24 protein-coding genes and 1 pseudogene are annotated in these 22,289 nt (G+C 35.9%); 24 read left to right on the top strand and 1 reads right to left on the bottom strand.

Annotation, left to right across the window (positions count from 1 at the left end; all coding sequences use genetic code 11):
* Window position 1 precedes the first annotated feature (1 nt).
* The 8 genes from AC5YGG_RS16505 to AC5YGG_RS16470 all read left to right on the top strand — a co-directional run bounded on the left by AC5YGG_RS16505 (window position 2) and on the right by AC5YGG_RS16470 (window position 8,007).
* Window positions 2–1,207 (top strand): ABC transporter permease, encoded by a 1,206-nt coding sequence (locus AC5YGG_RS16505; protein WP_496145549.1) that lies wholly within the window; start codon window positions 2–4, stop codon window positions 1,205–1,207.
* A gap of 80 nt (window positions 1,208–1,287) precedes the next feature.
* Window positions 1,288–3,078 (top strand): endonuclease, encoded by a 1,791-nt coding sequence (locus AC5YGG_RS16500; protein ID WP_496145548.1) that lies wholly within the window; start codon window positions 1,288–1,290, stop codon window positions 3,076–3,078.
* 64 nt (window positions 3,079–3,142) lie between these two features.
* On the top strand, window positions 3,143–3,880 hold the full coding sequence (locus AC5YGG_RS16495; RefSeq protein WP_496145547.1) for a shikimate dehydrogenase family protein: 738 nt from the start codon (window positions 3,143–3,145) through the stop codon (window positions 3,878–3,880).
* A gap of 74 nt (window positions 3,881–3,954) precedes the next feature.
* Complete coding sequence (locus AC5YGG_RS16490; protein ID WP_496145546.1) at window positions 3,955–5,757, top strand: DUF349 domain-containing protein; 1,803 nt, start codon at window positions 3,955–3,957, stop codon at window positions 5,755–5,757.
* A 62-nt stretch (window positions 5,758–5,819) separates the two neighbouring features.
* On the top strand, window positions 5,820–6,845 hold the full coding sequence (gene ribD, locus AC5YGG_RS16485) for a bifunctional diaminohydroxyphosphoribosylaminopyrimidine deaminase/5-amino-6-(5-phosphoribosylamino)uracil reductase RibD (protein WP_496145545.1): 1,026 nt from the start codon (window positions 5,820–5,822) through the stop codon (window positions 6,843–6,845).
* 62 nt (window positions 6,846–6,907) lie between these two features.
* Window positions 6,908–7,072 (top strand): bacteriocin-like protein, encoded by a 165-nt coding sequence (locus tag AC5YGG_RS16480; protein WP_496145544.1) that lies wholly within the window; start codon window positions 6,908–6,910, stop codon window positions 7,070–7,072.
* 38 nt (window positions 7,073–7,110) lie between these two features.
* Window positions 7,111–7,296: a bacteriocin-like protein gene (locus AC5YGG_RS16475; RefSeq protein WP_496145543.1), complete on the top strand. Its 186-nt coding sequence runs from the start codon at window positions 7,111–7,113 to the stop codon at window positions 7,294–7,296.
* A 105-nt stretch (window positions 7,297–7,401) separates the two neighbouring features.
* Window positions 7,402–8,007 carry an IMPACT family protein gene (locus tag AC5YGG_RS16470; protein WP_496145542.1) on the top strand — a complete coding sequence of 202 codons (606 nt, stop codon included), beginning with the start codon at window positions 7,402–7,404 and terminating at the stop codon, window positions 8,005–8,007.
* Window positions 8,008–8,083: 76 nt separating this feature from the next.
* Here the strand turns inward: AC5YGG_RS16470 and AC5YGG_RS16465 are convergent, their stop codons facing one another.
* Complete coding sequence (locus tag AC5YGG_RS16465; protein WP_496145541.1) at window positions 8,084–8,794, bottom strand: zinc metallopeptidase; 711 nt, start codon at window positions 8,792–8,794, stop codon at window positions 8,084–8,086.
* 105 nt (window positions 8,795–8,899) lie between these two features.
* Here AC5YGG_RS16465 and AC5YGG_RS16460 point away from each other — a divergent pair, with 105 nt between their 5' ends.
* The 16 genes and pseudogenes from AC5YGG_RS16460 to AC5YGG_RS16385 all read left to right on the top strand — a co-directional run.
* Window positions 8,900–10,033: a GNAT family N-acetyltransferase gene (locus AC5YGG_RS16460; RefSeq protein ID WP_496145540.1), complete on the top strand. Its 1,134-nt coding sequence runs from the start codon at window positions 8,900–8,902 to the stop codon at window positions 10,031–10,033.
* Between the two features lie 76 nt (window positions 10,034–10,109).
* Window positions 10,110–10,286: a hypothetical protein gene (locus AC5YGG_RS16455; RefSeq protein WP_496145539.1), complete on the top strand. Its 177-nt coding sequence runs from the start codon at window positions 10,110–10,112 to the stop codon at window positions 10,284–10,286.
* A 342-nt stretch (window positions 10,287–10,628) separates the two neighbouring features.
* Window positions 10,629–11,000, top strand: a complete 372-nt coding sequence (locus tag AC5YGG_RS16450) for an NADH-quinone oxidoreductase subunit A (RefSeq protein WP_034693436.1) — start codon at window positions 10,629–10,631, stop codon at window positions 10,998–11,000.
* Between the two features lie 77 nt (window positions 11,001–11,077).
* Window positions 11,078–11,638 carry an NADH-quinone oxidoreductase subunit B gene (locus tag AC5YGG_RS16445; RefSeq protein ID WP_002983540.1) on the top strand — a complete coding sequence of 187 codons (561 nt, stop codon included), beginning with the start codon at window positions 11,078–11,080 and terminating at the stop codon, window positions 11,636–11,638.
* Between the two features lie 5 nt (window positions 11,639–11,643).
* A complete protein-coding gene (locus AC5YGG_RS16440; RefSeq protein ID WP_496145538.1) occupies window positions 11,644–12,138 on the top strand; it encodes an NADH-quinone oxidoreductase subunit C in 495 nt (164 codons plus the stop codon).
* Window positions 12,139–12,211: 73 nt separating this feature from the next.
* On the top strand, window positions 12,212–13,435 hold the full coding sequence (gene nuoD, locus AC5YGG_RS16435) for an NADH dehydrogenase (quinone) subunit D (RefSeq protein ID WP_047096007.1): 1,224 nt from the start codon (window positions 12,212–12,214) through the stop codon (window positions 13,433–13,435).
* Between the two features lie 107 nt (window positions 13,436–13,542).
* Entirely contained in the window at window positions 13,543–14,052 is a 510-nt protein-coding gene (locus AC5YGG_RS16430) for an NADH-quinone oxidoreductase subunit NuoE family protein (protein WP_309434015.1), read from the top strand.
* A 110-nt stretch (window positions 14,053–14,162) separates the two neighbouring features.
* Window positions 14,163–15,521, top strand: a complete 1,359-nt coding sequence (gene nuoF / locus AC5YGG_RS16425; RefSeq protein WP_045492881.1) for an NADH-quinone oxidoreductase subunit NuoF — start codon at window positions 14,163–14,165, stop codon at window positions 15,519–15,521.
* Window position 15,522: 1 nt separating this feature from the next.
* Window positions 15,523–16,434: a hypothetical protein gene (locus AC5YGG_RS16420; protein ID WP_496145537.1), complete on the top strand. Its 912-nt coding sequence runs from the start codon at window positions 15,523–15,525 to the stop codon at window positions 16,432–16,434.
* Window positions 16,435–16,475: 41 nt separating this feature from the next.
* A complete protein-coding gene (locus tag AC5YGG_RS16415) occupies window positions 16,476–17,474 on the top strand; it encodes an NADH-quinone oxidoreductase subunit G (protein WP_496145536.1) in 999 nt (332 codons plus the stop codon).
* Between the two features lie 98 nt (window positions 17,475–17,572).
* Window positions 17,573–18,637 carry an NADH-quinone oxidoreductase subunit NuoH gene (gene nuoH / locus AC5YGG_RS16410; protein ID WP_496145535.1) on the top strand — a complete coding sequence of 355 codons (1,065 nt, stop codon included), beginning with the start codon at window positions 17,573–17,575 and terminating at the stop codon, window positions 18,635–18,637.
* A 123-nt stretch (window positions 18,638–18,760) separates the two neighbouring features.
* Entirely contained in the window at window positions 18,761–19,318 is a 558-nt protein-coding gene (locus AC5YGG_RS16405; protein WP_040996950.1) for a NuoI/complex I 23 kDa subunit family protein, read from the top strand.
* The gene (locus AC5YGG_RS16400; RefSeq protein WP_076553061.1) at window positions 19,318–19,815 is read left to right on the top strand and encodes an NADH-quinone oxidoreductase subunit J family protein; all 498 of its coding nucleotides are present in this window, start codon (window positions 19,318–19,320) and stop codon (window positions 19,813–19,815) included. The genes AC5YGG_RS16405 and AC5YGG_RS16400 overlap by 1 nt, the downstream gene beginning before the upstream one ends.
* A 4-nt stretch (window positions 19,816–19,819) precedes the next feature.
* Window positions 19,820–20,149 carry an NADH-quinone oxidoreductase subunit NuoK gene (nuoK, locus tag AC5YGG_RS16395; protein ID WP_065396642.1) on the top strand — a complete coding sequence of 110 codons (330 nt, stop codon included), beginning with the start codon at window positions 19,820–19,822 and terminating at the stop codon, window positions 20,147–20,149.
* A gap of 2 nt (window positions 20,150–20,151) precedes the next feature.
* A complete protein-coding gene (gene nuoL, locus AC5YGG_RS16390; RefSeq protein ID WP_496145534.1) occupies window positions 20,152–22,065 on the top strand; it encodes an NADH-quinone oxidoreductase subunit L in 1,914 nt (637 codons plus the stop codon).
* 2 nt (window positions 22,066–22,067) lie between these two features.
* Window positions 22,068–22,289 (top strand): annotated as a pseudogene (locus AC5YGG_RS16385) (NADH-quinone oxidoreductase subunit M); the annotation flags it as partial.

The raw sequence follows: 22,289 nt of genomic DNA, 5'->3' as shown, positions 1-22,289 counted from the left end.
TTTGAAGAATATTGCATTTTACATAGCATCCAGATACCTTTTAGCTAAAAAAGGGAGTACTGCAGTTACATTTATTACATGGTTATCCGTAGGTGCCATGATGGTTGCTGTGACTGCAATGTTCGTCATTATTTCCGTATTTTCAGGACTTGAAGACCTGAATAAAGACCTAATCTCTAATCTTCATGCTGATCTTACTTTAAAAAGCTCAACAGGTAAAACCATTAAAAATCTGGATCAGGTTAAAAAGGTTTTGAACAACAATAAGGAGATCGCCAGCTACTCCCGCATCATTGAAGAAAAAGTATATATTAGCTTTAATGGTAAAGGAGATATTGCCTACTTGAGAGGTGTAGATTCCGCTTATGTAAATGTAAATCCTATTAATAAGGAAGTTTTTTATGGAACTTACCCAAGTTTCAAATATTCTAATGAAGTTCTGATGGAAAACAGCCTGAACAACAGGTTGTCTGTTCCGGTAGATTCTTCCAATCATTATGCAACGGTATTTATGCCGAAGCCAGGAACCGGAATTATCAGTAAAGAAGAAGATATTTACAACAAACGAGATATTTCAGTGACGGGAGTTTTTCCGGGAAAAGATCAGCTGGATAGCTATGTCATTTCTCCCATTGAACTTACTGAAGAATTATTAAACCTTCCAAGAAATTCAGCATACCAGATTGTTATTAAGTTAAAAAATCCGGAAAATGCCGATTCAGTAAAACAAAATTTACTTACTTCTCTTGGAAAGAATGTCGAGATCAAAACCAAAGAAGAGGAAAATGCCGCCTTCTGGAAAATGATCAATACAGAGAAAATGTTTATTTACCTGATTTTTGCATTGGTAATCTTTATTACAACATTTAATCTTGCCGGAGCCATTATTATCCTTCAGCTGGATAAAAAAGAACAGGCAAAATCTCTTATCTCACTTGGATTCCCTCTAAGTCATTTAAGAATGACCTATTTCTACACAGGTATACTTATCGTTATTTCAGGAGTAATTTCGGGATTAATTGTTGGGACAGCATTATGCTATTTCCAATTATATACTGAATTCTTCAGAGCCAATGAAACACTCCCATTCCCTGTAAAAATAGTTGGAAAGAACTATTTCATCGTAGCGCTTACCGCTTCTGTATTCGGAATTGCAATCTCATGGTTCTTCTCAAAGATCAGCAAAGAGTATATTACTAAAAATTAATATATTAAGTTTATATATTTAACCTAAACAACTTTTTAGGGTTTCATTTTTTCGTACCTTTACGCCCCAATTTTAAAAAAATGAAACGAATTTTATCCTTTTTTCTACTAATTTTCACATTTGTCAGTGGTTTAGCACAAATCCCTGACGGATATTATACACCCGCCAATGGATTAACAGGTTCTGCACTTAAAACCTCCTTAAAGAACATTATTACAGAAGGACATCAGGATCATGGATATGGAGGTTTATGGACAGCTTATCTTACTACGGACCGTGACTATTTTTACGAAAATGACGGTACAATCCTGGATATATATTCTGAAAATCCTAATGGACAAGACCCTTATAATTACACCCCGATTACCAACCAGTGTGGAAACTATTCTGGTGAAGGAGTTTGCTACAACAGAGAGCACATCATTCCTCAAAGCTTATTTAATGAAGCTTCTCCAATGGTGGCAGATGTTCATTTTATCCGTGCAGTTGACGGTAAAGTAAATGGCATACGATCTGATTATCCTTTTGGAATAGTGGGAACCAATGTTTCATATCTGTCTCAAAATGGCTCCAAATTAGGGACTTCTGCTTCGCAGGGTTATTCAGGAACTGTATTTGAACCTATCGATGCATTTAAAGGAGATGTTGCCAGAATGATATTTTATTTTGTAACAAGATATCAAGACAAACTTCAAGGTTTCTCGTCAGGTGGAATGCTTACCAACACTGCATTTCCGGGTTTACAACCATGGGCATTACAACAATATCTGGAATGGCATCTTATGGATCCCGTATCTGCAGAAGAAACAGCCAGAAACAATGCATCATTTACTTATCAGGGGAATAGAAATCCGTTTATAGACCACCCTGAATATGTAATGCAAATATGGGGAGACCTGACACCGGATACAGAAAACCCTACAGCAGCTACAAATTTAGTAGCCAGCAACCCCACTTCAAACTCCATAGACCTTACCTGGACTGCCGCAACAGATAATGTAGGTGTAGTAGCTTATAATATCTATGTAAATGGAACACTAAAAACTTCTGTATCAGGAACTGCAACCTCCACAACAGTAACAGGATTATCTCCTTTAACTACCTATAATTTCTATTTAATTGCCAAAGATGCATTTGGAAACTCTTCCCCTCAAAGTACTGTAGCAACTGGAGTTACACTCGACGGACCTGTCGGAACAGGAAGTTGTGGAACAGAAAATTTTGATAGCATTACAGGTACTGACAATTCTTACAGTGAAAGAATATGGACAAATAATGATATCACATGGAAAGCAACCAACACAAAAATAGATGAACCACTGAATACATCAAGAGCTATAACCATCAGAAACGGAGAGCTTACAAGTTCCTCTATCGCTGGAGGTATTAAAAGTATAACATTAACAACTAAACGTATATTCTCAGGTTCAAATGGAAATTTAAATGTTTTCATTAACGGAACTAATGTAGGTACTATTCCTTATACTACTACAGCCACCACAACAACAATCGATAACATCAATATCAGTGGGGATATAACGATAAAAATTACCAGTACAACATCCAATAGACCCACCATTGACGATCTTAGCTGGACTTGCTACAACGGATCATTAGCAACTTCTGAAATTAAAAAAGACAAATCTCAATTCACAATCTTCCCTAACCCGGTTAAGAACAACGAATTATTTGTAAAAGGTGAGAACCTGAACAAAATTTCAAAAGCAGAAATCTATGATCTTTCCGGAAAAGTGATAGAAGTGATTGCAAATCCTTTCAAAAATTCAAACAAAATCAACCTGAAAGGACTGGTAAAAGGAACTTATATCCTAAAAACAGATCATTTCTCTACCAAATTCATTGTAGAATAATTATTACAAAATATTTCACACTAAAAGACCGGATTTTTCCGGTCTTTTTTTTAATTTTGATCATATGGATTCCAATAAAAAATTAGGATTGATAGGACGTAATATTTCCTACTCTTTTTCTAAAAAATTCTTCGAAAACAAATTCCAAAAGCTTATGCTTAAGGACTTTTCCTATGATATTTTTGACCTTAATGAAATCAGTGAAGTAGAAAAGCTATTCTCATCACCTGAACTTTTAGGATTCAATGTCACGATCCCTTACAAAGAACAGATCATTAATTACCTTGATGAGCTAAGTGATGAAGCTGAAAAAATAGGCGCGGTAAACTGTGTTTTAATTCAGGATGGTAAAAAAACAGGATACAACACTGATGCATTCGGATTTGAAAAAACGTTACTTCTTCATAAAAAAAACAACCAGGATAAAGCATTAATTCTAGGAAACGGTGGTGCTGCAAAAGCTGTAAAATATGTTTTGGATAAGCACAACATCGCTTCACAAACCATTTCAAGAAGTACAGAAATTAATTTTGAAAACCTAGATAAAGAAACAGTTCAGGAACACACGATCATCATCCAGTGTACTCCTGTAGGAACATTCCCGAATGTGGAAGAATGCTTAAAGTTCCCTTTTGATGGGCTTTCTGAGGAACATCTGGTTATCGACTTAATATACAACCCGAATTATACTCAATTTATCATCAATGCATCTGAAAAAGGAGCAAAAACTGTAAACGGCTATTATATGCTTGAACAACAAGCAGAAAAAGCTTGGGAAATTTGGAATTTTCAAAAAAAATAACATAAATTAGTACTTTAATTGACTTTAAAGCTATACATAAAGGATATTAACGCCACTCACATAAAAGATTTGCTATGATTACAGAAAACAATCTTTCTGAAAACGAAGAAAAGAAAAATCCTAACGAAGTATCTCAGGAAACATCAGAAAATACAAATTCTCATGATGCTGCCCCTCATGAAGATGATACTGAACACATGGAAGAACATGAAGATGTAGATATTTCTTTGGCTGATGCCTTAAAGGAAATGGAAAAAATAATCAACACTCCCAATGCTGGTGAAAACTTTAAAAGATTCAATCAGCTGAAGGATAAAGCAAGTCATTATATTCATGATGAAATAGAAGATAAAAAGCATGAATATGCAGAGGCTGGAAACTCTTCTGAAAATTTCAGTTACGAACATCCTCTACAAACAAAGTTTTCGGCTTTAGTAAATATCTTCAAAGAAAAACATGATGACTTTCAAAAAGGTCAGGAAGAGGAGCAGAAAAAAAATCTTGATCACCGTCAAAGTATCATTGAAAGATTAAAAAATCTATACACCAATTCTGAACCTGGTACCAACCTTTTCAAATCTATCCGCGAAATCAAAGAAGAATGGTCAAAAGCCGGACAGGTAGCCAAATCAGAATTTAAAATCCTTAATAATAATTATTTCCACCATCTGAACCAATTTTATCAGATGCTGGATTTGAATAAAGAATTTCTAGAGCAGGAATACAGTCACAATCTTGAAAAAAGACAGCACATTATTGCCAGAGCTCAAGAACTTGAAAACGAACCTGTAATTCAAAAAGCATTAAATGAGCTTCAGTATCTTCATAAATTATGGAAAGAAGAAGCTGAGCCAGTAGCTGAAGAATTCCGTGAAAAAACGTGGGAAGAGTTTAAAGAAATTTCCAACAAAATCCACGAAAGAAAATCTGAACTTTCTGCATCTATTGAAAAAGAACAGGCTGCCAACCTTGAAAAGAAAAGCCAAATCATTGCTGAAATCAAGAAGCTTTCTGAGCCATCGGAAACTCCTAACCACAATTATTGGCAAAATGCTATCAAAAGAGTGGAAGATCTACGTTCCGACTTCTTAAAGACCGGAAGTGTCCCTAGAAAACTCTCCAATCAAAACTGGAATGATTTCAAAACAACACTCCGAGGATTTAATACAACAAAAAACAATTATTATAAATCCTTAAAAGGTTCTCAGCAGGCAAATCTTGAAGAAAAATTAAAACTGATCCAGACTGCTCAGGACAATCAGAATAATGAAGAATGGGATATTGCCGTACCGTTATTCAAAAAGCTTCAGGAAGACTGGAAAAAAATAGGACATGTTCCAAAGAGCATGACCAATAAGATCTGGGATGAATTCCGTGACGCTTGTAACGCATTTTTCAATAATTACAGAGAGAAAAGCAATACTTCCACAGATAACTGGAAAGAAAACTTTAAAAATAAAAGAGCTCTTCTTGACGAATTAAAAACAGTAAGCAACGAAGAAGGAAGTATTGAAAAGATTGAGCAGATTAAAACAGCATGGAATAATATTGGAAAAGTTCCAAGAGATAAAATCTCTATCAATACTGAATTCAACAAGACTTTAAGAGAGAAACTGAAGATCAATAAAATCAACGAGCTTGAATTAAAAGAAGAAGGTTTATCTGAAAACCAGCTTACTGATAAGGCAAGAAAGATTAAAAATCAGATTTCTGATCTTGAAGCTGAAATTGTAAAGCTAGAAAACAACCTTTCTTTCTTTAATAAGCCATCAAGAGAAAACCCTCTTTTAAGAGATACTTACAATACAATTGATGAGAAAAAAGCTCATTTGGAAACATTAAAGCAGAATCTTCACAATATTATTGCCGGAGAATAAGTCTTAACAAATATACAAAGGCGGAGCAAAGCAATTTGTCTTCGCTTTTTCTTTTTATATATATGAACAACGACGAATTTTACATTAAAAGATGCATTGAACTGGCTCAAAAAGCCATAGGCAAAACCTACCCAAATCCCCTTGTTGGCAGTGTAATAGTACACAATGGGGAAATCATCGGTGAAGGCTATCATCATAAAGCAGGAGAAAACCATGCTGAAATCAATGCTATCAATTCCATCAAAAATAAAGAACTCATTCCGGAATCTACTATCTACGTTTCATTGGAACCATGTGCACATTATGGAAAAACACCACCTTGTGCTTTAAAAATAAAGGAACTCGGCTTTAAAAAAGTAGTAATCGGAGCTATGGATTCTCATGATAAAGTGAACGGAAAAGGAAAGAAAATTATCCAGGACGCTGGCATTGAAGCCGTGTCGGGAATTCTTGAAAACGAATGTATTGAACTGAATAAAAGATTTTTCACCTATCACGAAAAGAAAAGACCTTATATCATTTTAAAATGGGCAGAATCCGGTGATGGCTTTTTGGATAAGGATTTTAAACCTACAGCAATTTCAAATACATTGGTCAATCAGTTTGTACATCAATTAAGGGCTGATGAACATGCTATTTTAGTAGGCACTCAAACAGCTTTAAATGATAATCCCAGCTTAACCGTAAGAAATGTTGAAGGAACAAATCCTGTCAGAATTTTAATTGATTTTGATTTAAAAATTCCTGATACCTTTAAAATTTACAACAACGAAACTAAAACTCTTGTTTTAAATACCATTAAAGAAGGCTCTGAAAATAATATCCATTTCATTACAATAGAAAAGGAAAACTTTTTGAATCATCTGATGAACATTTTATATAAAGAGCAGATACAATCTGTTATTATCGAAGGCGGAAGCTTCACATTACAGCAATTTATTGATGCCAAACTCTGGGACGAAGCTATTATTATTAGAAATGAAAATCTAAAGTTAGAAAACGGCACCAAAGCTCCTGAATTCATCGAAACAGCTTATAAAACAGAAAATTACAGAGATAACACTATTTCTTTTTACAAGTCAATTTAACACATTTTATCACTCCAAATTGAAATAATTTCTTTACATTAGTAATATCAAAAAATATTATCATGAAAAATTTAAAGAAAGTTTCAAGACAAAACTTAAAAAAGGTCAGCGGAGGTATTGCTCCTAAATGTTGTTCATATTACCCACCACAATGGCAACATTGCTGCCCGACACCTTCAAGCATGAGCTGCCCACCACCTTGGGTAGATGGATCATTTCCATGTTAATACAATTACATCGTACAAATTAATTAACTAAAATTATCATGAGAAATCTAAAAAAATTATCCAGAACAGGATTGAAAACAATTCATGGAGGTTCTGTTTTTGTAACATGTACACTACCTAATGGACAGCCTACAAGATGTAGAGACAAATGTCCTCAGGATTTTTGTGGTCCGACAAGCTATATGTGCCTGATTCCAATGGACCTTTGTGGCGATGGAATTTAAAAAGAATGATACTCAATAAAAATATAAGCCGTCAAATTTTGACGGCTTAATTTATGATTATGATCTAGAATACATATTTTTGCATAAATAAAGCCGGAATACAGAATGACGTTTGAGTATAAAACCATAGAAAAACCCATAGAAAATACTTTATTAAAAGAAAAAGGAAGCAAGTTTATAGGATTTGCCTTTCCGGTTACCAATGAAAACGAGCTCAAGGCTGCATTGGAAAAAATCAGGGAAGAACATCCAAAAGCCACACACCATTGCTATGCTTTCAGAATGGGACTTTCCGGTGAAAATTACAGAGCAAACGATGATGGAGAACCATCCGGAAGTGCAGGATTGCCTATCTACAACCAATTGCTGGCTAATGAAATCACCAACGTTCTTGTCATTTCTGTACGTTATTATGGCGGAACAAAGCTAGGTGTTTCAGGTTTAGTAAAAGCCTATAAAGAATCTGCAAAGATCACGCTCGAAGAAGCCAATATCATTACCAGAGAACTGGAAACTGAAATTGAGATTCAGTTTAACTTCAATCAACAGAATATTATTTTTACTTTACTTTCAAAATTTGATGCCAAAGTTTTAAGCTTTGATGCGAATGAAAACTGTATTCTTACCGCTTCTCTTAAACTCGCGCAAAAAGAAGGTATTACCGAAAAGCTAACGGAAATGCAGCATGTAACATTTGAATTTAATGATTAATGATCTTTAAAATTTGATAAAAAAAACACCTCAAAAATATCTGAGATGTTCTATATTTCATATTAAATCTGTAAAATTAATCTCTTCTTCCACCGAGAAGCAATGATCCCCAGTAGAGAAGTTGCGCTAAAGATCCTAAAGCTGCAACCACATAAGTACGCGCTGCCCATCTTAAACTATCCTGCACTCCAACAAATTCCTCCGTTGTTACAGTTCCTGTATCCTTAAGCCATTTCATTGCTCTGTTACTCGCATCATATTCCACCGGAAGTGTCACGAATGCAAATAAAGTAGTCATTGCAAACATTGCTACACCGATGGCAAGAACCGTTGTATTTCCATTTGGATTTTCTATTGATCTTGAGGCTGCCATAATAGCGATACCAGCTATAAGGACAAACTGCATCAAACTGGAACTTATATTAACAATAGGAACCAATTTTGAACGTAAATTCAACATTGAATATCCTACCGCATGTTGTACTGCATGTCCGCATTCATGGGCTGCCACTGCTGCTGCTGCCGCATTTCTTTGCATATATACTCCTTCTGAAAGGTTTACTGTTTTATCTACCGGATTATAATGGTCCGTCAGCTGCCCGGGAACTGATATTACCTGAACATCATTAATCCCGTTATCTCTCAACATTTTTTCCGCTACTTCTTTCCCCGAAAGTCCGTTTCGAAGATGAACATTGGAATAATATTCAAATTTTGATTTCAACCTGGACGAAACCCACCAGCTCACCAGCATTGAAATACCAATAATGATATAATAACCCGCCATTTTATATAGATTTTGTGTTCATTTTTTAAGCATAATGATATAAAAACTGTGCCAAAGTATCCGATATTATTATTTATATTTGTCCTCAAATTACTCTCAAAAAACATGTCAACAGTTTCAATTATTGAAGTAAAAACCACTGGTCAACTCAAGCAATTCGTAAGATTTCCTATGGATCTGTACAGAAATAATCCGTACTATGTTCCATCCTTTATCAATGACGAAATCAACATTTGGAATGCTGATGAAAATCCTGCACTTCAATATTCTGAAGCGAAACAGTATTTAGCCTATAAAAATGACAAAATTGTAGGAAGAATTGCGGTTCTTATTAACCATAAGGAAGAAAAAGAATTAGGAATTCAGAAAGTACGTTTTGGATGGATTGATTTTATTGACGACAAAGAAGTTTCGCAAGCCTTAATTCAGAAAGCAATAGATTACGCAAGAGAGAAAAATATCAGTAAGATTGAAGGACCTATGGGATTCACCAATCTTGATAAAGCCGGAATGCTGATCAAAGGATTTGATCAACTGGCAACTATGATTGGTATTTACAATAATGATTATTATCCCAAACATCTTGAAAAACTAGGTTTAGTCAAAGAAAAGGAATGGGTGGAGTTTGAAATTAAGTTCCCGGAATCACTACCTGAGAAAATAATTAAATTTAACGAGCTTATTTCGCAAAAATATAATTTAAAGGTTTTAAAATTCAACACGAAAGATGAGATCATCCGATATGTAGATCCTATGTTTGACCTTCTGGATGAAACCTACAAACATCTTTCAACCTACACTCCTATTTCGGACGAACAACGTAAGACCTATAAAGAGAAATACTTTAAACTTATTGATAAAGATTTTATTGTATGTATTGCTGATGCAGATGACAATCTTGTTTCTTTCGCAATAACAATGCCTTCTTATTCAAAAGCCTTGCAAAAATCCGGAGGAAAACTGCTTCCGTTTGGATGGTGGCATTTCTTAAGAGCGGGAAAGAAAAATGACAGAGCAAATTTCTACCTGATCGGGATTCACCCTGATTACCAAAGAAGAGGAGTTACTTCTATTATCTTCAAAGAAATTTTTGATACCTTCAAGAAAAAAGGGGTAAAAATCCTGGAAACAAATCCTGAACTGGAAGAGAATAAAAGCATTCAGCTATTATGGCAAGACTACAATCCTGTGAATCACAAGAGAAGAAGAACCTATTCAATGACATTGGATAACGAATAAAAATGAAACTCTCTACAAATTATCCGGATACACTTCTTACTCTTTGTTTTTAATTACGAAATAAAAAACCTGTTACATGAAACCGCAACTCATCATTTTCGCAGTTCTGATAGCTGCTTATATTGTTTACAACTTTTTTTTCCAGGTATCGGACGACAAAACGAATACTGCGGTAAATATTGTTTTTGGAAGTATTCTATTTGGATACATTTCATATATGGCATATTCTCTTCTAAAAAAAATGAAGAAATAGTATTATTTTTTATTTATGATTCATTAAAATAGAATGTTGCTTTTAAGCAGTCAATAATCATATCTCCATCCTTTTCAAAATAAGTTTTAATTGTAAAAAAACTTAGTACTACAATTACAATCCAGAGGGATTAAATGCCTTTGAGATATCAAACCACATCTACCTATTGATGGTGAATACAAAAAAAGGTGAAAAGTATACAAAAAAAAATAATCATCGATAACTAATTTTTATTGATTCTAAATTACTGATTTCACTCATTTTCACCCGACTTTTAAGCTGATAAATTTCATGCTTTCTTGTTTATTCGTTAAATTTGCAAATTGAGATAATAATGCAAAAATGAATTTACCTGAAAGTTATATTCCAATACTTATCCAGGCAGGTGTAGCAGTAGGATTTGTTGCTGTTTCATTGCTTGGTGCACATTTCTTAGGTCCACAACAGAAAAAAGGAAATTCTGTAAAAAACCAGAGCTGGGAATGTGGGGTTCCTGTAGAAGGAAATGCTAGAACACCGTTTTCTATCAAATACTTCCTGACTGCGGTATTGTTCGTACTATTCGATATTGAAATCGTATTCTTTTATCCTTATGCGGTAAACTTCAGAGAATTCGGTATGGAAGGATTCCTTGCTGTGCTTACGTTCGTTGCGATCTTCTTCGTAGCGTTTTTCTATGTTTGGAAACGTGGGGCACTGGATTGGGATAAATAAAAGTAAATATGAGTTTGAATGATGGATTTTGAATCAATAATCCAGCATTTATAATTCAAAATCTAAAAACAAACAACATGTCAGATAAAAAACCAGTAATAAGAACAGATGCACCTGCTCCCGAAGGCTATGAAGGAGAAGGGTTTTTCGCAACAAAACTGAGCAGTGTAATCGGGATGGCAAGAAAGTTTTCGCTTTGGCCGTTACCTTTTGCTACCTCTTGTTGTGGTATCGAGTTTATGGCTACCCTGAACCCTACTTATGATGCTTCAAGATTTGGGATGGAAAGAAACTCTTTCTCTCCAAGACAAGCAGATATGCTGATGGTTTGCGGAACTATATCAAAAAAATTAGGACCAGTCCTTAAAGAAGTATACACTCAGATGGCTGAGCCGAAATGGGTAGTAGCTGTAGGAGCTTGTGCTTCCAGCGGTGGTATTTTTGATACGTATTCTGTACTTCAGGGAATTGATAAAATTATTCCGGTAGACGTTTATGTTCCAGGATGCCCTCCAAGACCAGAACAGATCATTGAAGGAGTAATGCAGGTACAGGCTCTTGCAGAAAGCGAAAGCATCAGAAGAAGAGATATGCCTGAATATCAGAAATTATTAGATTCTTACAACATAAGCAACTAACGGAAATGACAAACGAATTTGTACTAGAAGCAATCACAAGAGAATTTCCGGAATCTGTTATTTCAAGCTCAGAACCTTATGGAATGCTGACCATTGAGGTAAAGAAAGAAGATATCAAGAAGATTATTCACTATCTTAAAGATTCAACACTGGAAATCAACTTCCTTACAGATATCTGCGGGATTCACTACCCTGAATTTCCGGAAAAGGAAATTGGTGTTGTATACCATTTACATAATATGATGACCAACTTCAGATTACGTCTGAAGATCTTTATGTCCAGAGAAAATATTGAAGTAGACTCACTTGTTGAGCTATATGCCGGAGCTAACTGGATGGAAAGAGAAACGTATGATTTCTATGGGATTAAATTTAAAGGACACCCGGATCTTAGACCTATCTTGAATATGGAAGATCTTGGATACCACCCAATGTTGAAGGAATATCGCCTTGAAGACGGTACAAGAACCGATAAGGATGATAATATGTTCGGAAGATAAAATAATGCAATAAGCAATATGCAATAAGCAGTAAGCTTAAAGCCTATAGCCTATAGCCTAAAGCATTTAAATTATGAAAGATAACTCATTATCTAATATACTAAACCAGTACGAAAGTAAGGAACAGATTGACGGGCAACTCTATACCCTGAATTTAGGACCTACCCACCCTGCTACTCACGGGATTTTCCAGAATATCTTAACGATGGATGGAGAAAGAATCCTTCATGCTGAGCAAACAGTAGGATATATCCACAGAGCATTTGAGAAAATTTCTGAAAGAAGAAACTATTCTCAGATCACTACCCTTACAGACCGTATGAATTACTGTTCTGCACCTATCAACAATTTAGGCTGGCACATGACAGTAGAAAAGCTGATTGGTGTGAAAGTTCCAAAACGTGTAGATTATATGCGTGTTATCTTAATGGAACTTGCAAGAATCGGTGATCACCTGATCTGTAACGGGGTAACCGGAATGGACTCGGGAGCTATTACAGGTCTTACTTACATGTTCATCGAAAGAGAACGTATTTATGATATGTATGAGCAGATTTGTGGAGCAAGGATGACAACCAATATGGGAAGAATCGGAGGATTTGAAAGAGATTTCACTCCTAAATTCCATGAGTTACTGAAAGACTTCTTAAAAACTTTCCCACCAAGATTCAAAGAATTCTGTACATTACTAGAAAGAAACAGAATTTTCATGGACAGAACCATCGGTACGGGAGCTATTTCTGCCGAAAGAGCATTAAGCTACGGGTTCACAGGTCCAAACTTACGTGCAGCAGGAGTAGATTACGATGTGAGAGTTGCACAGCCTTATTCTTCATACGAGGATTTCGATTTCATTATTCCAGTAGGAACTTCAGGAGATACTTATGACCGTTTCATGGTTCGTCAACAAGAAATCTGGGAATCTATTAAAATTATCAAACAAGCATACGAAAATCTTCCAGAGGGACCATTCCACGCAGATGTTCCTGATTTCTATCTTCCTGAAAAGGCAGATGTTTATCAGAAAATGGAAGCGCTGATCTACCACTTCAAAATCGTAATGGGAGAAACTGATGTACCGAAAGGAGAAGTTTACCATGCAGTAGAAGGTGGAAACGGAGAGCTAGGTTTCTATCTTGTAAGTGACGGAGGAAGAAGCCCTTACAGACTTCACTTCAGAAGACCATGTTTCATCTACTATCAGGCTTACCCTGAAATGATTACAGGCTCTGTAATTTCAGATGCCATTGTAACGATGTGTAGTATGAACATTATTGCGGGAGAATTAGACGCATAAAAAAATTATAAATGTTGGATTATGAATTTTGAATTAATCCAAACTAATATAAAAATTGAAATTATTTAGATTCAAAATCTAAAATTCAAAATTTAAAATTTAAAAAAGTGAGCGAAACAATAGCTTTTAAACCGGAAAGTTTAGCACAGGTACACAAAATTATCGCAAGGTATCCTGAAGGAAGACAAAAATCAGCTCTTCTACCTGTACTTCACTTGGCACAGAAAGAATTCGGAGGATGGTTAGACGTTCCTGTGATGGATTATGTTGCCGGACTATTAAGTATCCAACCGATTGAAGTATATGAAGTGGCAACTTTCTATACCATGTTTAATATGAAGCCGGTAGGTAAATATGTTTTGGAAGTTTGCAGAACCGGACCATGTATGGTTTGTGGAAGTGAAAAAATTCTTGATCATATCAGAACCAAGTTAAACATAAAGGATGGAGAAACTACCGAAGATGGTATGTTCACCCTAAAGCCTGCAGAATGTCTTGGAGCATGTGGATATGCACCAATGATGCAACTTGGAAAGTTCTTTCATGAAAATTTAACGATAGAAAAAGTAGACGAAATCCTTGAGCTTTGCAGACAGGGACAACTTGCTTTAGACTAATAAAGATTTTGGATCCTTAATTTTGAATTTTGGATTTAAACTTAGTTAATTTTTTTAATAATTATAAAAAGCTAGAAGCCAAAAGCCTATAGCGAAAAGCATAACAAACAATGAGTAAAAAACTTTTACTTAAAGACGCACATATAGAAGGTATCCGCTACTTTGAAACGTACCGTAAACAGGGAGGTTATACAGCAGCTGAAAAAGCCTTGAAAATGACTCCTGACGAAATTCTTGAAGAAGTAAAAGCTTCAGGATTAAGAGGTCGTGGTGGAGCTGGTTTCCCTACAGGAATGAAATGGAGCTTTTTGGCAAAACCAGAAGGCGTTCCAAGACACCTTGTAGTAAATGCGGATGAATCTGAGCCTGGAACATTCAAGGACAGATATCTAATGGAATTCCTTCCTCACCTATTGATTGAAGGAATGCTAATTTCATCTTATTGTTTAGGTTCTAATACTTCTTATATCTATATCCGTGGTGAATACTCATGGATTCCGGATATCCTTGAAGAAGCTATTGAAGAAGCTAAGGCAGCAGGATTTTTAGGTAAAAATATTTTAGGAACTGGTTTCGATCTTGAAATCTATGTACAGAGAGGTGGTGGAGCATATATTTGCGGTGAAGAAACTGCATTGCTTGAATCCCTTGAAGGAAAAAGAGGTAACCCAAGATTAAAACCGCCATTCCCGGCTGTAAAAGGTCTTTGGGAGAGACCAACGGTAGTAAATAACGTTGAATCTATTGCGGCAATTGTTCCAATCATTGATATTACAGGTGCTGAGTATGCAAAAATCGGAGTGGGAAGATCTACAGGTACGAAATTGATTTCAGCTTGTGGAAACATCAACAAACCGGGTGTATACGAAATTGATATGACGATCACTGTAGAAGAGTTTATTTATTCTGATGAATATTGTGGTGGTATTAAAGACGGAAAAAGATTAAAGGCTTGTATCCCTGGAGGAAGTTCTGTTCCAATTGTTCCGGCTAATTTATTGCTAAGAACGGTGAACGGAGAGCCAAGATATATGAACTATGAATCATTGGCAGATGGTGGTTTTGCTACCGGTACAATGATGGGTTCAGGAGGTTTCATCGTTTTAGATGAAGATCAGTGTATTGTAGATCACACTATGACTTTAGCAAGATTCTATAATCACGAGAGCTGTGGACAATGTACTCCTTGCCGTGAAGGTACAGGATGGATGTACAAAATCCTGAAGAAAATTGAAAAAGGAGAAGGAAAAATGGAAGACATCGATCTGCTTTGGGATATCCAGAGAAAAATCGAAGGAAACACTATTTGTCCATTGGGTGATGCAGCAGCCTGGCCGGTTGCAGCAGCAATTCGTCACTTCAGAGATGAATTTGAGTGGCACGTGAAAAACCCTGAGTTATCTCAAACTCAAAACTATGGATTGGCACATTATGCAGATCCTATCCCTGCTGTTGAAAAAAATGCTTAGAATGAAAAAATTATTGGTAGCTGGCTTAATGATGTCAAATTTTGTATTTGCACAGAACACAAAAAGTGATAGTACACAATATGACAGATCAGTTGAAGAGGATTTAACATATGTAAAAAGCGAACAACAAAAGATTAAAACCGAAAAGAAGGAAAAACCCTTGCCATTAAGCAAAAAAGGTCAGGTTTTCGTTTTTTATGGTTGGAACAGAGCAGCGTATAGCAATTCTGACATCCATTTTACAGGAAACGGATATGATTTTCAATTGAATAATGTAACCGCACAGGACAGACCTACAAAATTTGGAATTGTTTATTTTGATCCAAGCTGGTTTACTGTAACACAGTATAATTTCAGAATAGGATACTTTATTAAAGATAATTTAGCGCTAGTTTTAGGAATTGATCACATGAAATATGTGATGGATCAAAATCAAACCGTTAACTTTAAAGGACATATTTCAGATCCTGAATATGCAGCAATGGTACAAAACGGGCAGGTAAATCTTGCAGACGAGAAGTTCCTTACTTTTGAACATACGGATGGGCTTAATTATGAAAACTTAGGTCTTGAGAAATACAAAAATCTTATTCATAAGAAAAATATAGATTTGGTATGGTCTTATGGAGCAGGTATCGGGTTTATGTTCCCGAAAAGTAATGTAAAACTTTTTGGTAATGAAAGAAGTGACCGTTTTCACGTTGCAGGTATGGGAACCGATATCAGATCCAGCATCAACTTAGTTTTCTGGAAAAACTGGATGCTAAGAGTAGAAGGAAAAGCCGGTTATATTAATATGTGGGATATTAAAACTACATTGAATAACAAACCTGATAAAGCACGCCAGGACTTTGTTTTCGGACAGGTTCTAGCAGGAATTGGATATACATTTAATACGAAAAAATATAAATAACAAAGCCTATTGCTTAACGCATAAAGCTTAAAGCATATCATATGAGCGAAGAAGTTAAAAAATTCAAAATAACTATAGACGGACAGACTACTGAAGTTTTGCCTGGTACTTCTATTCTGGAAGCTGCGAGACAAATCGGTGGTAAATCTGTACCTCCTGCTATGTGCTACTACAGCAAACTGGAGACCAGCGGAGGAAGATGTAGAACTTGTCTTGTGGAAGTTTCTAAAGGATCTGAAGCAGATCCGCGTCCTATGCCGAAGTTGGTAGCAAGCTGCAGAACGAATGTAATGGACGGTATGGAAGTAAAAAACCTTACTTCTGAGAAAGCTCAGGAAGGAAGAAAAGCGGTTACCGAATTCTTATTGGTAAATCACCCGCTAGACTGCCCTATCTGTGACCAGGCAGGAGAATGTCATCTTCAGGACTTAGGATATGAACATGGTGTAGAAAGTACAAGAACAGAATTCGAAAGAAATACTTACGAAGCTGATGATCTTGGACCTAACATCAAATTGAATATGAACCGTTGTATTCTTTGTGCAAGATGTGTATTAACGGCTAATCAGCTTACAGAAACAAGAGAACACGGTATTCTTTTCAGAGGAGATCACGCTGAAATTTCAACCTATTTAAATAAAGCTTTAGATAATGACTTTATCGGAAACATTATTGATGTTTGTCCGGTAGGAGCATTAACAGACAGAACAGCTCGTTTTGCAAGCAGAGTTTGGTTTACTAAGCCAATGAACGCTTCATGTAAATGTGATAAGTGTTCCGGAAAAGCAGTAGTTTGGATGAAAGGTGATGAAATTGTAAGAGTAACTGCAAGAAAAGACCAGTGGGGAGAAGTTGAAGAATTCATCTGTGATACATGTCGTTTCGAAAGAAAATCATTATCAGACTGGAACATCGAAGGTCCTAGACATATTGACAGACATTCTGTAATTTCATTGAATCATTACCAGAAGCCAAAAGACGAATTGATAATGATTGATAATCCTGATGCAAAGGAGATCAGTGAAAAAGACGAAAAATAATTTTAATAAAGACAATTAGATTTCAGACACAAGACATCAGACTTAACCTCATATCTAGTATCTGACATCTCACATCTAAAAATCTTTACAACAATAAAATGGATTTACTTACATTTAAACTTATACTTGTACTAGCGCTTTTCCTGCTATCCTTGACGATTGCAGCCTACTCTACCTGGGCAGAAAGAAAAGTAGCCTCTATCATGCAGGATAGAATTGGTCCTAACAGAGCTGGACCTTTCGGATTACTGCAACCTCTTGCTGACGGTGGAAAATTCTTCTTTAAGGAAGACTTTACGCCTGCCAATGCTGAAAAATTCCTTTTCGTATTGGGACCGGCTTTAGTAATGTTTATTTCATTGATCACAGGAGCAGTTATCCCTTGGGGTAAAAGTTTAAATATTGCAGGTACTTCTTTTGATCTACAGGTTGCTAACATTGACGTTGGTGTACTTTTCATCATCGGAATGGCTTCAATTGGTGTTTACGGAATCATGATCGGAGGTTGGGCTTCGAACAACAAATATTCATTATTAGGTGCTATCCGTGCTTCTTCTCAGATGATTTCTTATGAATTGGCAATGGGATTAGCGCTTCTTTCTATTATTATGATGGCAGGAAGTTTAGACTTAAAAGAAATTACTGAAAGCCAGACTACCGGAAAATTATGGGGAGTTATTCCTTGGGTTTCAGGGATGAACTGGAATATTTTCTATCAACCAATTGCTTTTCTTGTATTCTTTGTAGCCGCTTTAGCTGAAACAAACAGACACCCGTTCGATTTACCTGAATGTGAATCTGAATTGGTAACAGGATACTCTACAGAATACTCTTCAATGAAGCTAGGTTTATATATGTTCGGTGAATATGTGAACATGTTTATCTCTAATGCTTTCATGGTAGTTCTTTTCTTCGGAGGTTACAATTATCCTGGTATTGAATGGGTAACTCAGAACTGGGGAGAAAACGTTGCCGGAATCTTAAGTATTGCAGCATTCTTAACGAAAACTGTAATCGGTATTTTGATCTTTATGTGGATCAGATGGACGCTTCCAAGATTCAGATATGACCAGTTAATGCACTTAGGATGGAAAACTTTAATCCCGATGGCATTGGTAAACCTATTAATTACAGGAGCTGTAATTTTAGCGTTTGGAAATTAAATTATCGAAACCTAACAGGTTTTAAAAACCTGTTAGGTTTGTGTGAATATTGAATATTAAAAATTAAGATAACAGACAAGATTAGTCTAAATCTGGTGTCTAACATCTAATATCTATAATTAAATGAAACTTACAAACAGATCAAAAGTTGTTTCCAATAAAGAAATGACCCTTGCTGAAAAAATCTATCTTCCTGCGATCTTTACCGGGATGGGGATTACATTTAAGCATGCTGTAAGAACCGTGATAAAAGGTGCTCCCGCAGTATATTCGTATCCGGAAGTACAGAAGCCAAGAACTACCATCTGGAGAGGTCAGCACGTTTTGAAAAGAGACGAGGAAGGCAGAGAAAGATGTACAGCTTGCGGACTTTGTGCGGTAGCTTGTCCTGCAGAAGCCATTACGATGACTGCTGCTGAAAGAACTAAAGAGGAAAAAGGACTTTACAGAGAAGAAAAATATGCTTCAGTATATGAAATCAATATGCTAAGATGTATTTTCTGCGGAATGTGTGAGGAAGCTTGTCCTAAATCTGCTATCTATCTTACAGACAGATTGGTAGATGTAGAAACCAACAGAGGTTCTTTCATCTATGGAAAAGATAAATTAGTTGAAAAAATAAATGAAAGGATTGACATCACAACAAGACAATCCGAGAAACAAAAAAATGCGGTAAAATAATGGATCAGTTTTTATTTTTCTTGGTGGCGTTTTTAGCAGTGTCAAGTGCAGTTTACTTTGTATTTGCAAAAAATCCTCTATATGCTATTTTGTCATTAATCGTTACAATGTTTTCAATTGCCGGGATGTATATTCTTTTGAATGCTCAGTTCCTTGCAATTATCCAGATTATAGTTTACGCAGGTGCTATTATGGTACTTTTCCTTTACATCCTGATGATGCTTAACCTTAATAAAGAAGACGAAAGCAAGAAGGGAAATACTTTAAAATTTGTTGGAGTATTTACTGCAGGACTTCTTTTGATAGGAGTATTAGGGGTATTCAGAGGTGTGAAAGACAACCATATTGTAGTGGAAAATGTAGACAGAGGTGTGGGTCTTACTAAAAACCTTGGTAGACTTTTGTTTAATGAATATGTTTTACCGTTTGAGCTTGCTTCCATCCTAATTTTGGCAGGTATTGTGGGCGCGGTATTAATCGGTAAAAAAGATTTATAAAATTATGGGAGAAGTAAATACATTTATACAAAGCATCCCTTTGGATTACTTCATTATCCTTTGTTCAGTATTATTCTGCTTAGGTGTAATGGGAGTATTGCTTAGAAAAAATGCTATTGTGATTCTGGGCTGTGTAGAGCTTATGCTGAATTCTGTAAACCTTTTATTGGCAGCTTTTTCAGCATACAAAGGCAACGGCGACGGACAACTTTTAGTTTTCTTCATTATGGTGGTAGCTGCTGCTGAAGTAGCGGTAGGATTAGCAATTATTGCTATGCTATATAGAAACACCCGTTCTGTAGATGTTAGTATATTTAATAAATTAAGAGGATAAGAATGGAGAATTTAGTATATGCAATAGTACTTTTACCACTTTTAGGGTTTCTTATTAACGGTTTATTCGGGAAAAATCTACCAAAAATGTTGGTGGGTTCTTTGGCAACAGCAGTGGTTTTCGGATCTTTCTGTATCGCTGTGAGTCTTTTCATGAATTTTAATTCTGAAAGCCAGCCCGTAATCGTAAAAGCTTTTGAATGGTTTAGAGTCAATGGTATTCAAATTAATTTTGGATTCCAGATTGATCAGCTTTCTTTAATGATGGTAATGATCATCACGGGTATCGGTTCACTGATCCACTTATACTCTATCGGATATATGAGTCATGATAAAGGATTCTATAAGTTTTTTACTTACCTGAACCTTTTCATCTTCTCAATGTTATTGTTAGTAATGGGAAGCAACTACCTTATCTTATTCATCGGATGGGAAGGAGTAGGTCTTTGTTCTTACCTGTTGATCGGATTCTGGTATACCAACGAAGAATACGGTAAAGCGGCAAGAAAAGCTTTCATCATGAACAGAATTGGTGACCTTGCGTTATTGATTGGTATTTTCATGATCGCTTCTCAGACGAATGCTGTAGATTATCTTTCTGTAGCAGAAAACGCTTCAAAATTTGAATTAGACGGAACAGTGATCATCTTTATCACAGCGAGTTTATTCATCGGTGCTACCGGTAAATCTGCTCAGGTTCCATTATATACCTGGTTACCAGATGCGATGGCTGGTCCAACTCCTGTTTCTGCGTTAATTCACGCGGCAACGATGGTAACGGCGGGGATCTATTTAGTAGTAAGATCTAACTTCTTATTTACTTTAGCACCTACAGTACAAGGAGGAATTTTATTCATCGGATTCTTAACGGCGGCTTTAGCAGGATTCTATGCACTCCGTCAGAACGACATCAAAAAAGTATTAGCATACTCTACTGTTTCACAGCTTGGATTTATGTTCATTGCTTTAGGACTTGGAGCGTATACTACAGCAATGTTCCACGTAATGACGCACGCTTTCTTTAAAGCTTTATTATTCTTAGGAGCAGGTTCTGTAATCCACGCAATGAGCAACGAGCAGGATATGCGTTTCATGGGAGGTCTTAAAAAATATATTCCTCTTACGCACGCTACTTTCCTGATCGGAACATTAGCCATCTCAGGTTTCCCTCTATTATCGGGGATGATCTCTAAAGACGAAATTTTAGTAGCAGCTTTCGCTAAAAATCCAATCTACTGGGTTATCTTATTTGTTTTAGCGGCAATGACTGCAACGTATATGTTCAGATTATACTACCTGACTTTCCACGGAGAATTCAGAGGTACTGAAGAACAAAAACACCATTTACATGAAAGCCCGTCTAATATGACATTACCATTGATCGTATTGGCTATACTTTCTGTAGTTGGAGGTTTCATCAACCTGCCACACTTCATCGGTCATGGTCATTATGCTAAGCTGATGGAATGGTTAAAGCCAGTTCTTACAGAACAAAGCTACAGCCAGATGGAAGCTACTCTATCAGGAGTACCTTTCAATACTGAAATGATCTTATTAGCAGCTACAGTGATTATGTTCTTCTCTGTATGGTTCATCGTTAGAAATACTTATGTAAGTAAGAAAAAGATGGCTGTTGCAGAAGAAAACTATACCGGATGGGAAAAGCTTTCTGCTAAGAAATTATATGTTGACGAACTTTACAACGCATTGATTGTAAAAACTGTTGAAGGATTAGGACGCGGAGGAAAAATGTTTGATAAGGGTATCTTAGATCGTTTTGTAAACTTTGTAGGTGATGGTGCTGAAGATAGTGGTAAAGCTATGAAGCGCGTACAAAACGGAAATGTAGAGACGTATATTCTTATCATGTCTTTAGCTGTGGGAATTATATTAATTGTTAACTTTTTATTACAATAATAATGTCTTGTTTATTATTAACATTATTACTATTACCTCTAGTAGGTTCGGGATTAGTTTTTGCGTGGAAGAGTAATTCCAGCAAATATTTGGCACTGGGAATTGCATTGGTTCAAATGCTTATTACCTTCTACATTCTGGCGGATTTCGATTTTGCTCCGACTGTAGACAGCGTATTGCAGCATGAGATCAATTATCCGTGGTCACAATTTATGAAGAGCTCT

Source organism: Chryseobacterium sp. CS2K3 (genome assembly GCF_059515185.1).
This window is presented reverse-complemented; position numbering and strand designations above follow the sequence as displayed.

What these genes read in the sequence shown, in the direction of transcription:
- AC5YGG_RS16500 (WP_496145548.1), top strand. Translation starts at nt 1,288, where the DNA reads ATGAAACGAATTTTATCCTTTTTTCTACTAATTTTCACATTTGTCAGT.
- AC5YGG_RS16495 (WP_496145547.1), top strand. Translation starts at nt 3,143, where the DNA reads ATGGATTCCAATAAAAAATTAGGATTGATAGGACGTAATATTTCCTAC.
- AC5YGG_RS16490 (WP_496145546.1), top strand. Translation starts at nt 3,955, where the DNA reads ATGATTACAGAAAACAATCTTTCTGAAAACGAAGAAAAGAAAAATCCT.
- ribD (WP_496145545.1), top strand. Translation starts at nt 5,820, where the DNA reads ATGAACAACGACGAATTTTACATTAAAAGATGCATTGAACTGGCTCAA.
- AC5YGG_RS16480 (WP_496145544.1), top strand. Translation starts at nt 6,908, where the DNA reads ATGAAAAATTTAAAGAAAGTTTCAAGACAAAACTTAAAAAAGGTCAGC.
- AC5YGG_RS16475 (WP_496145543.1), top strand. Translation starts at nt 7,111, where the DNA reads ATGAGAAATCTAAAAAAATTATCCAGAACAGGATTGAAAACAATTCAT.
- AC5YGG_RS16470 (WP_496145542.1), top strand. Translation starts at nt 7,402, where the DNA reads ATGACGTTTGAGTATAAAACCATAGAAAAACCCATAGAAAATACTTTA.
- AC5YGG_RS16465 (WP_496145541.1), bottom strand. Translation starts at nt 8,794, where the DNA reads ATGGCGGGTTATTATATCATTATTGGTATTTCAATGCTGGTGAGCTGG.
- AC5YGG_RS16460 (WP_496145540.1), top strand. Translation starts at nt 8,900, where the DNA reads ATGTCAACAGTTTCAATTATTGAAGTAAAAACCACTGGTCAACTCAAG.
- AC5YGG_RS16455 (WP_496145539.1), top strand. Translation starts at nt 10,110, where the DNA reads ATGAAACCGCAACTCATCATTTTCGCAGTTCTGATAGCTGCTTATATT.
- AC5YGG_RS16450 (WP_034693436.1), top strand. Translation starts at nt 10,629, where the DNA reads ATGAATTTACCTGAAAGTTATATTCCAATACTTATCCAGGCAGGTGTA.
- AC5YGG_RS16445 (WP_002983540.1), top strand. Translation starts at nt 11,078, where the DNA reads ATGTCAGATAAAAAACCAGTAATAAGAACAGATGCACCTGCTCCCGAA.
- AC5YGG_RS16440 (WP_496145538.1), top strand. Translation starts at nt 11,644, where the DNA reads ATGACAAACGAATTTGTACTAGAAGCAATCACAAGAGAATTTCCGGAA.
- nuoD (WP_047096007.1), top strand. Translation starts at nt 12,212, where the DNA reads ATGAAAGATAACTCATTATCTAATATACTAAACCAGTACGAAAGTAAG.
- nuoF (WP_045492881.1), top strand. Translation starts at nt 14,163, where the DNA reads ATGAGTAAAAAACTTTTACTTAAAGACGCACATATAGAAGGTATCCGC.
- AC5YGG_RS16420 (WP_496145537.1), top strand. Translation starts at nt 15,523, where the DNA reads ATGAAAAAATTATTGGTAGCTGGCTTAATGATGTCAAATTTTGTATTT.
- AC5YGG_RS16415 (WP_496145536.1), top strand. Translation starts at nt 16,476, where the DNA reads ATGAGCGAAGAAGTTAAAAAATTCAAAATAACTATAGACGGACAGACT.
- nuoH (WP_496145535.1), top strand. Translation starts at nt 17,573, where the DNA reads ATGGATTTACTTACATTTAAACTTATACTTGTACTAGCGCTTTTCCTG.
- AC5YGG_RS16405 (WP_040996950.1), top strand. Translation starts at nt 18,761, where the DNA reads ATGAAACTTACAAACAGATCAAAAGTTGTTTCCAATAAAGAAATGACC.
- AC5YGG_RS16400 (WP_076553061.1), top strand. Translation starts at nt 19,318, where the DNA reads ATGGATCAGTTTTTATTTTTCTTGGTGGCGTTTTTAGCAGTGTCAAGT.
- nuoK (WP_065396642.1), top strand. Translation starts at nt 19,820, where the DNA reads ATGGGAGAAGTAAATACATTTATACAAAGCATCCCTTTGGATTACTTC.
- nuoL (WP_496145534.1), top strand. Translation starts at nt 20,152, where the DNA reads ATGGAGAATTTAGTATATGCAATAGTACTTTTACCACTTTTAGGGTTT.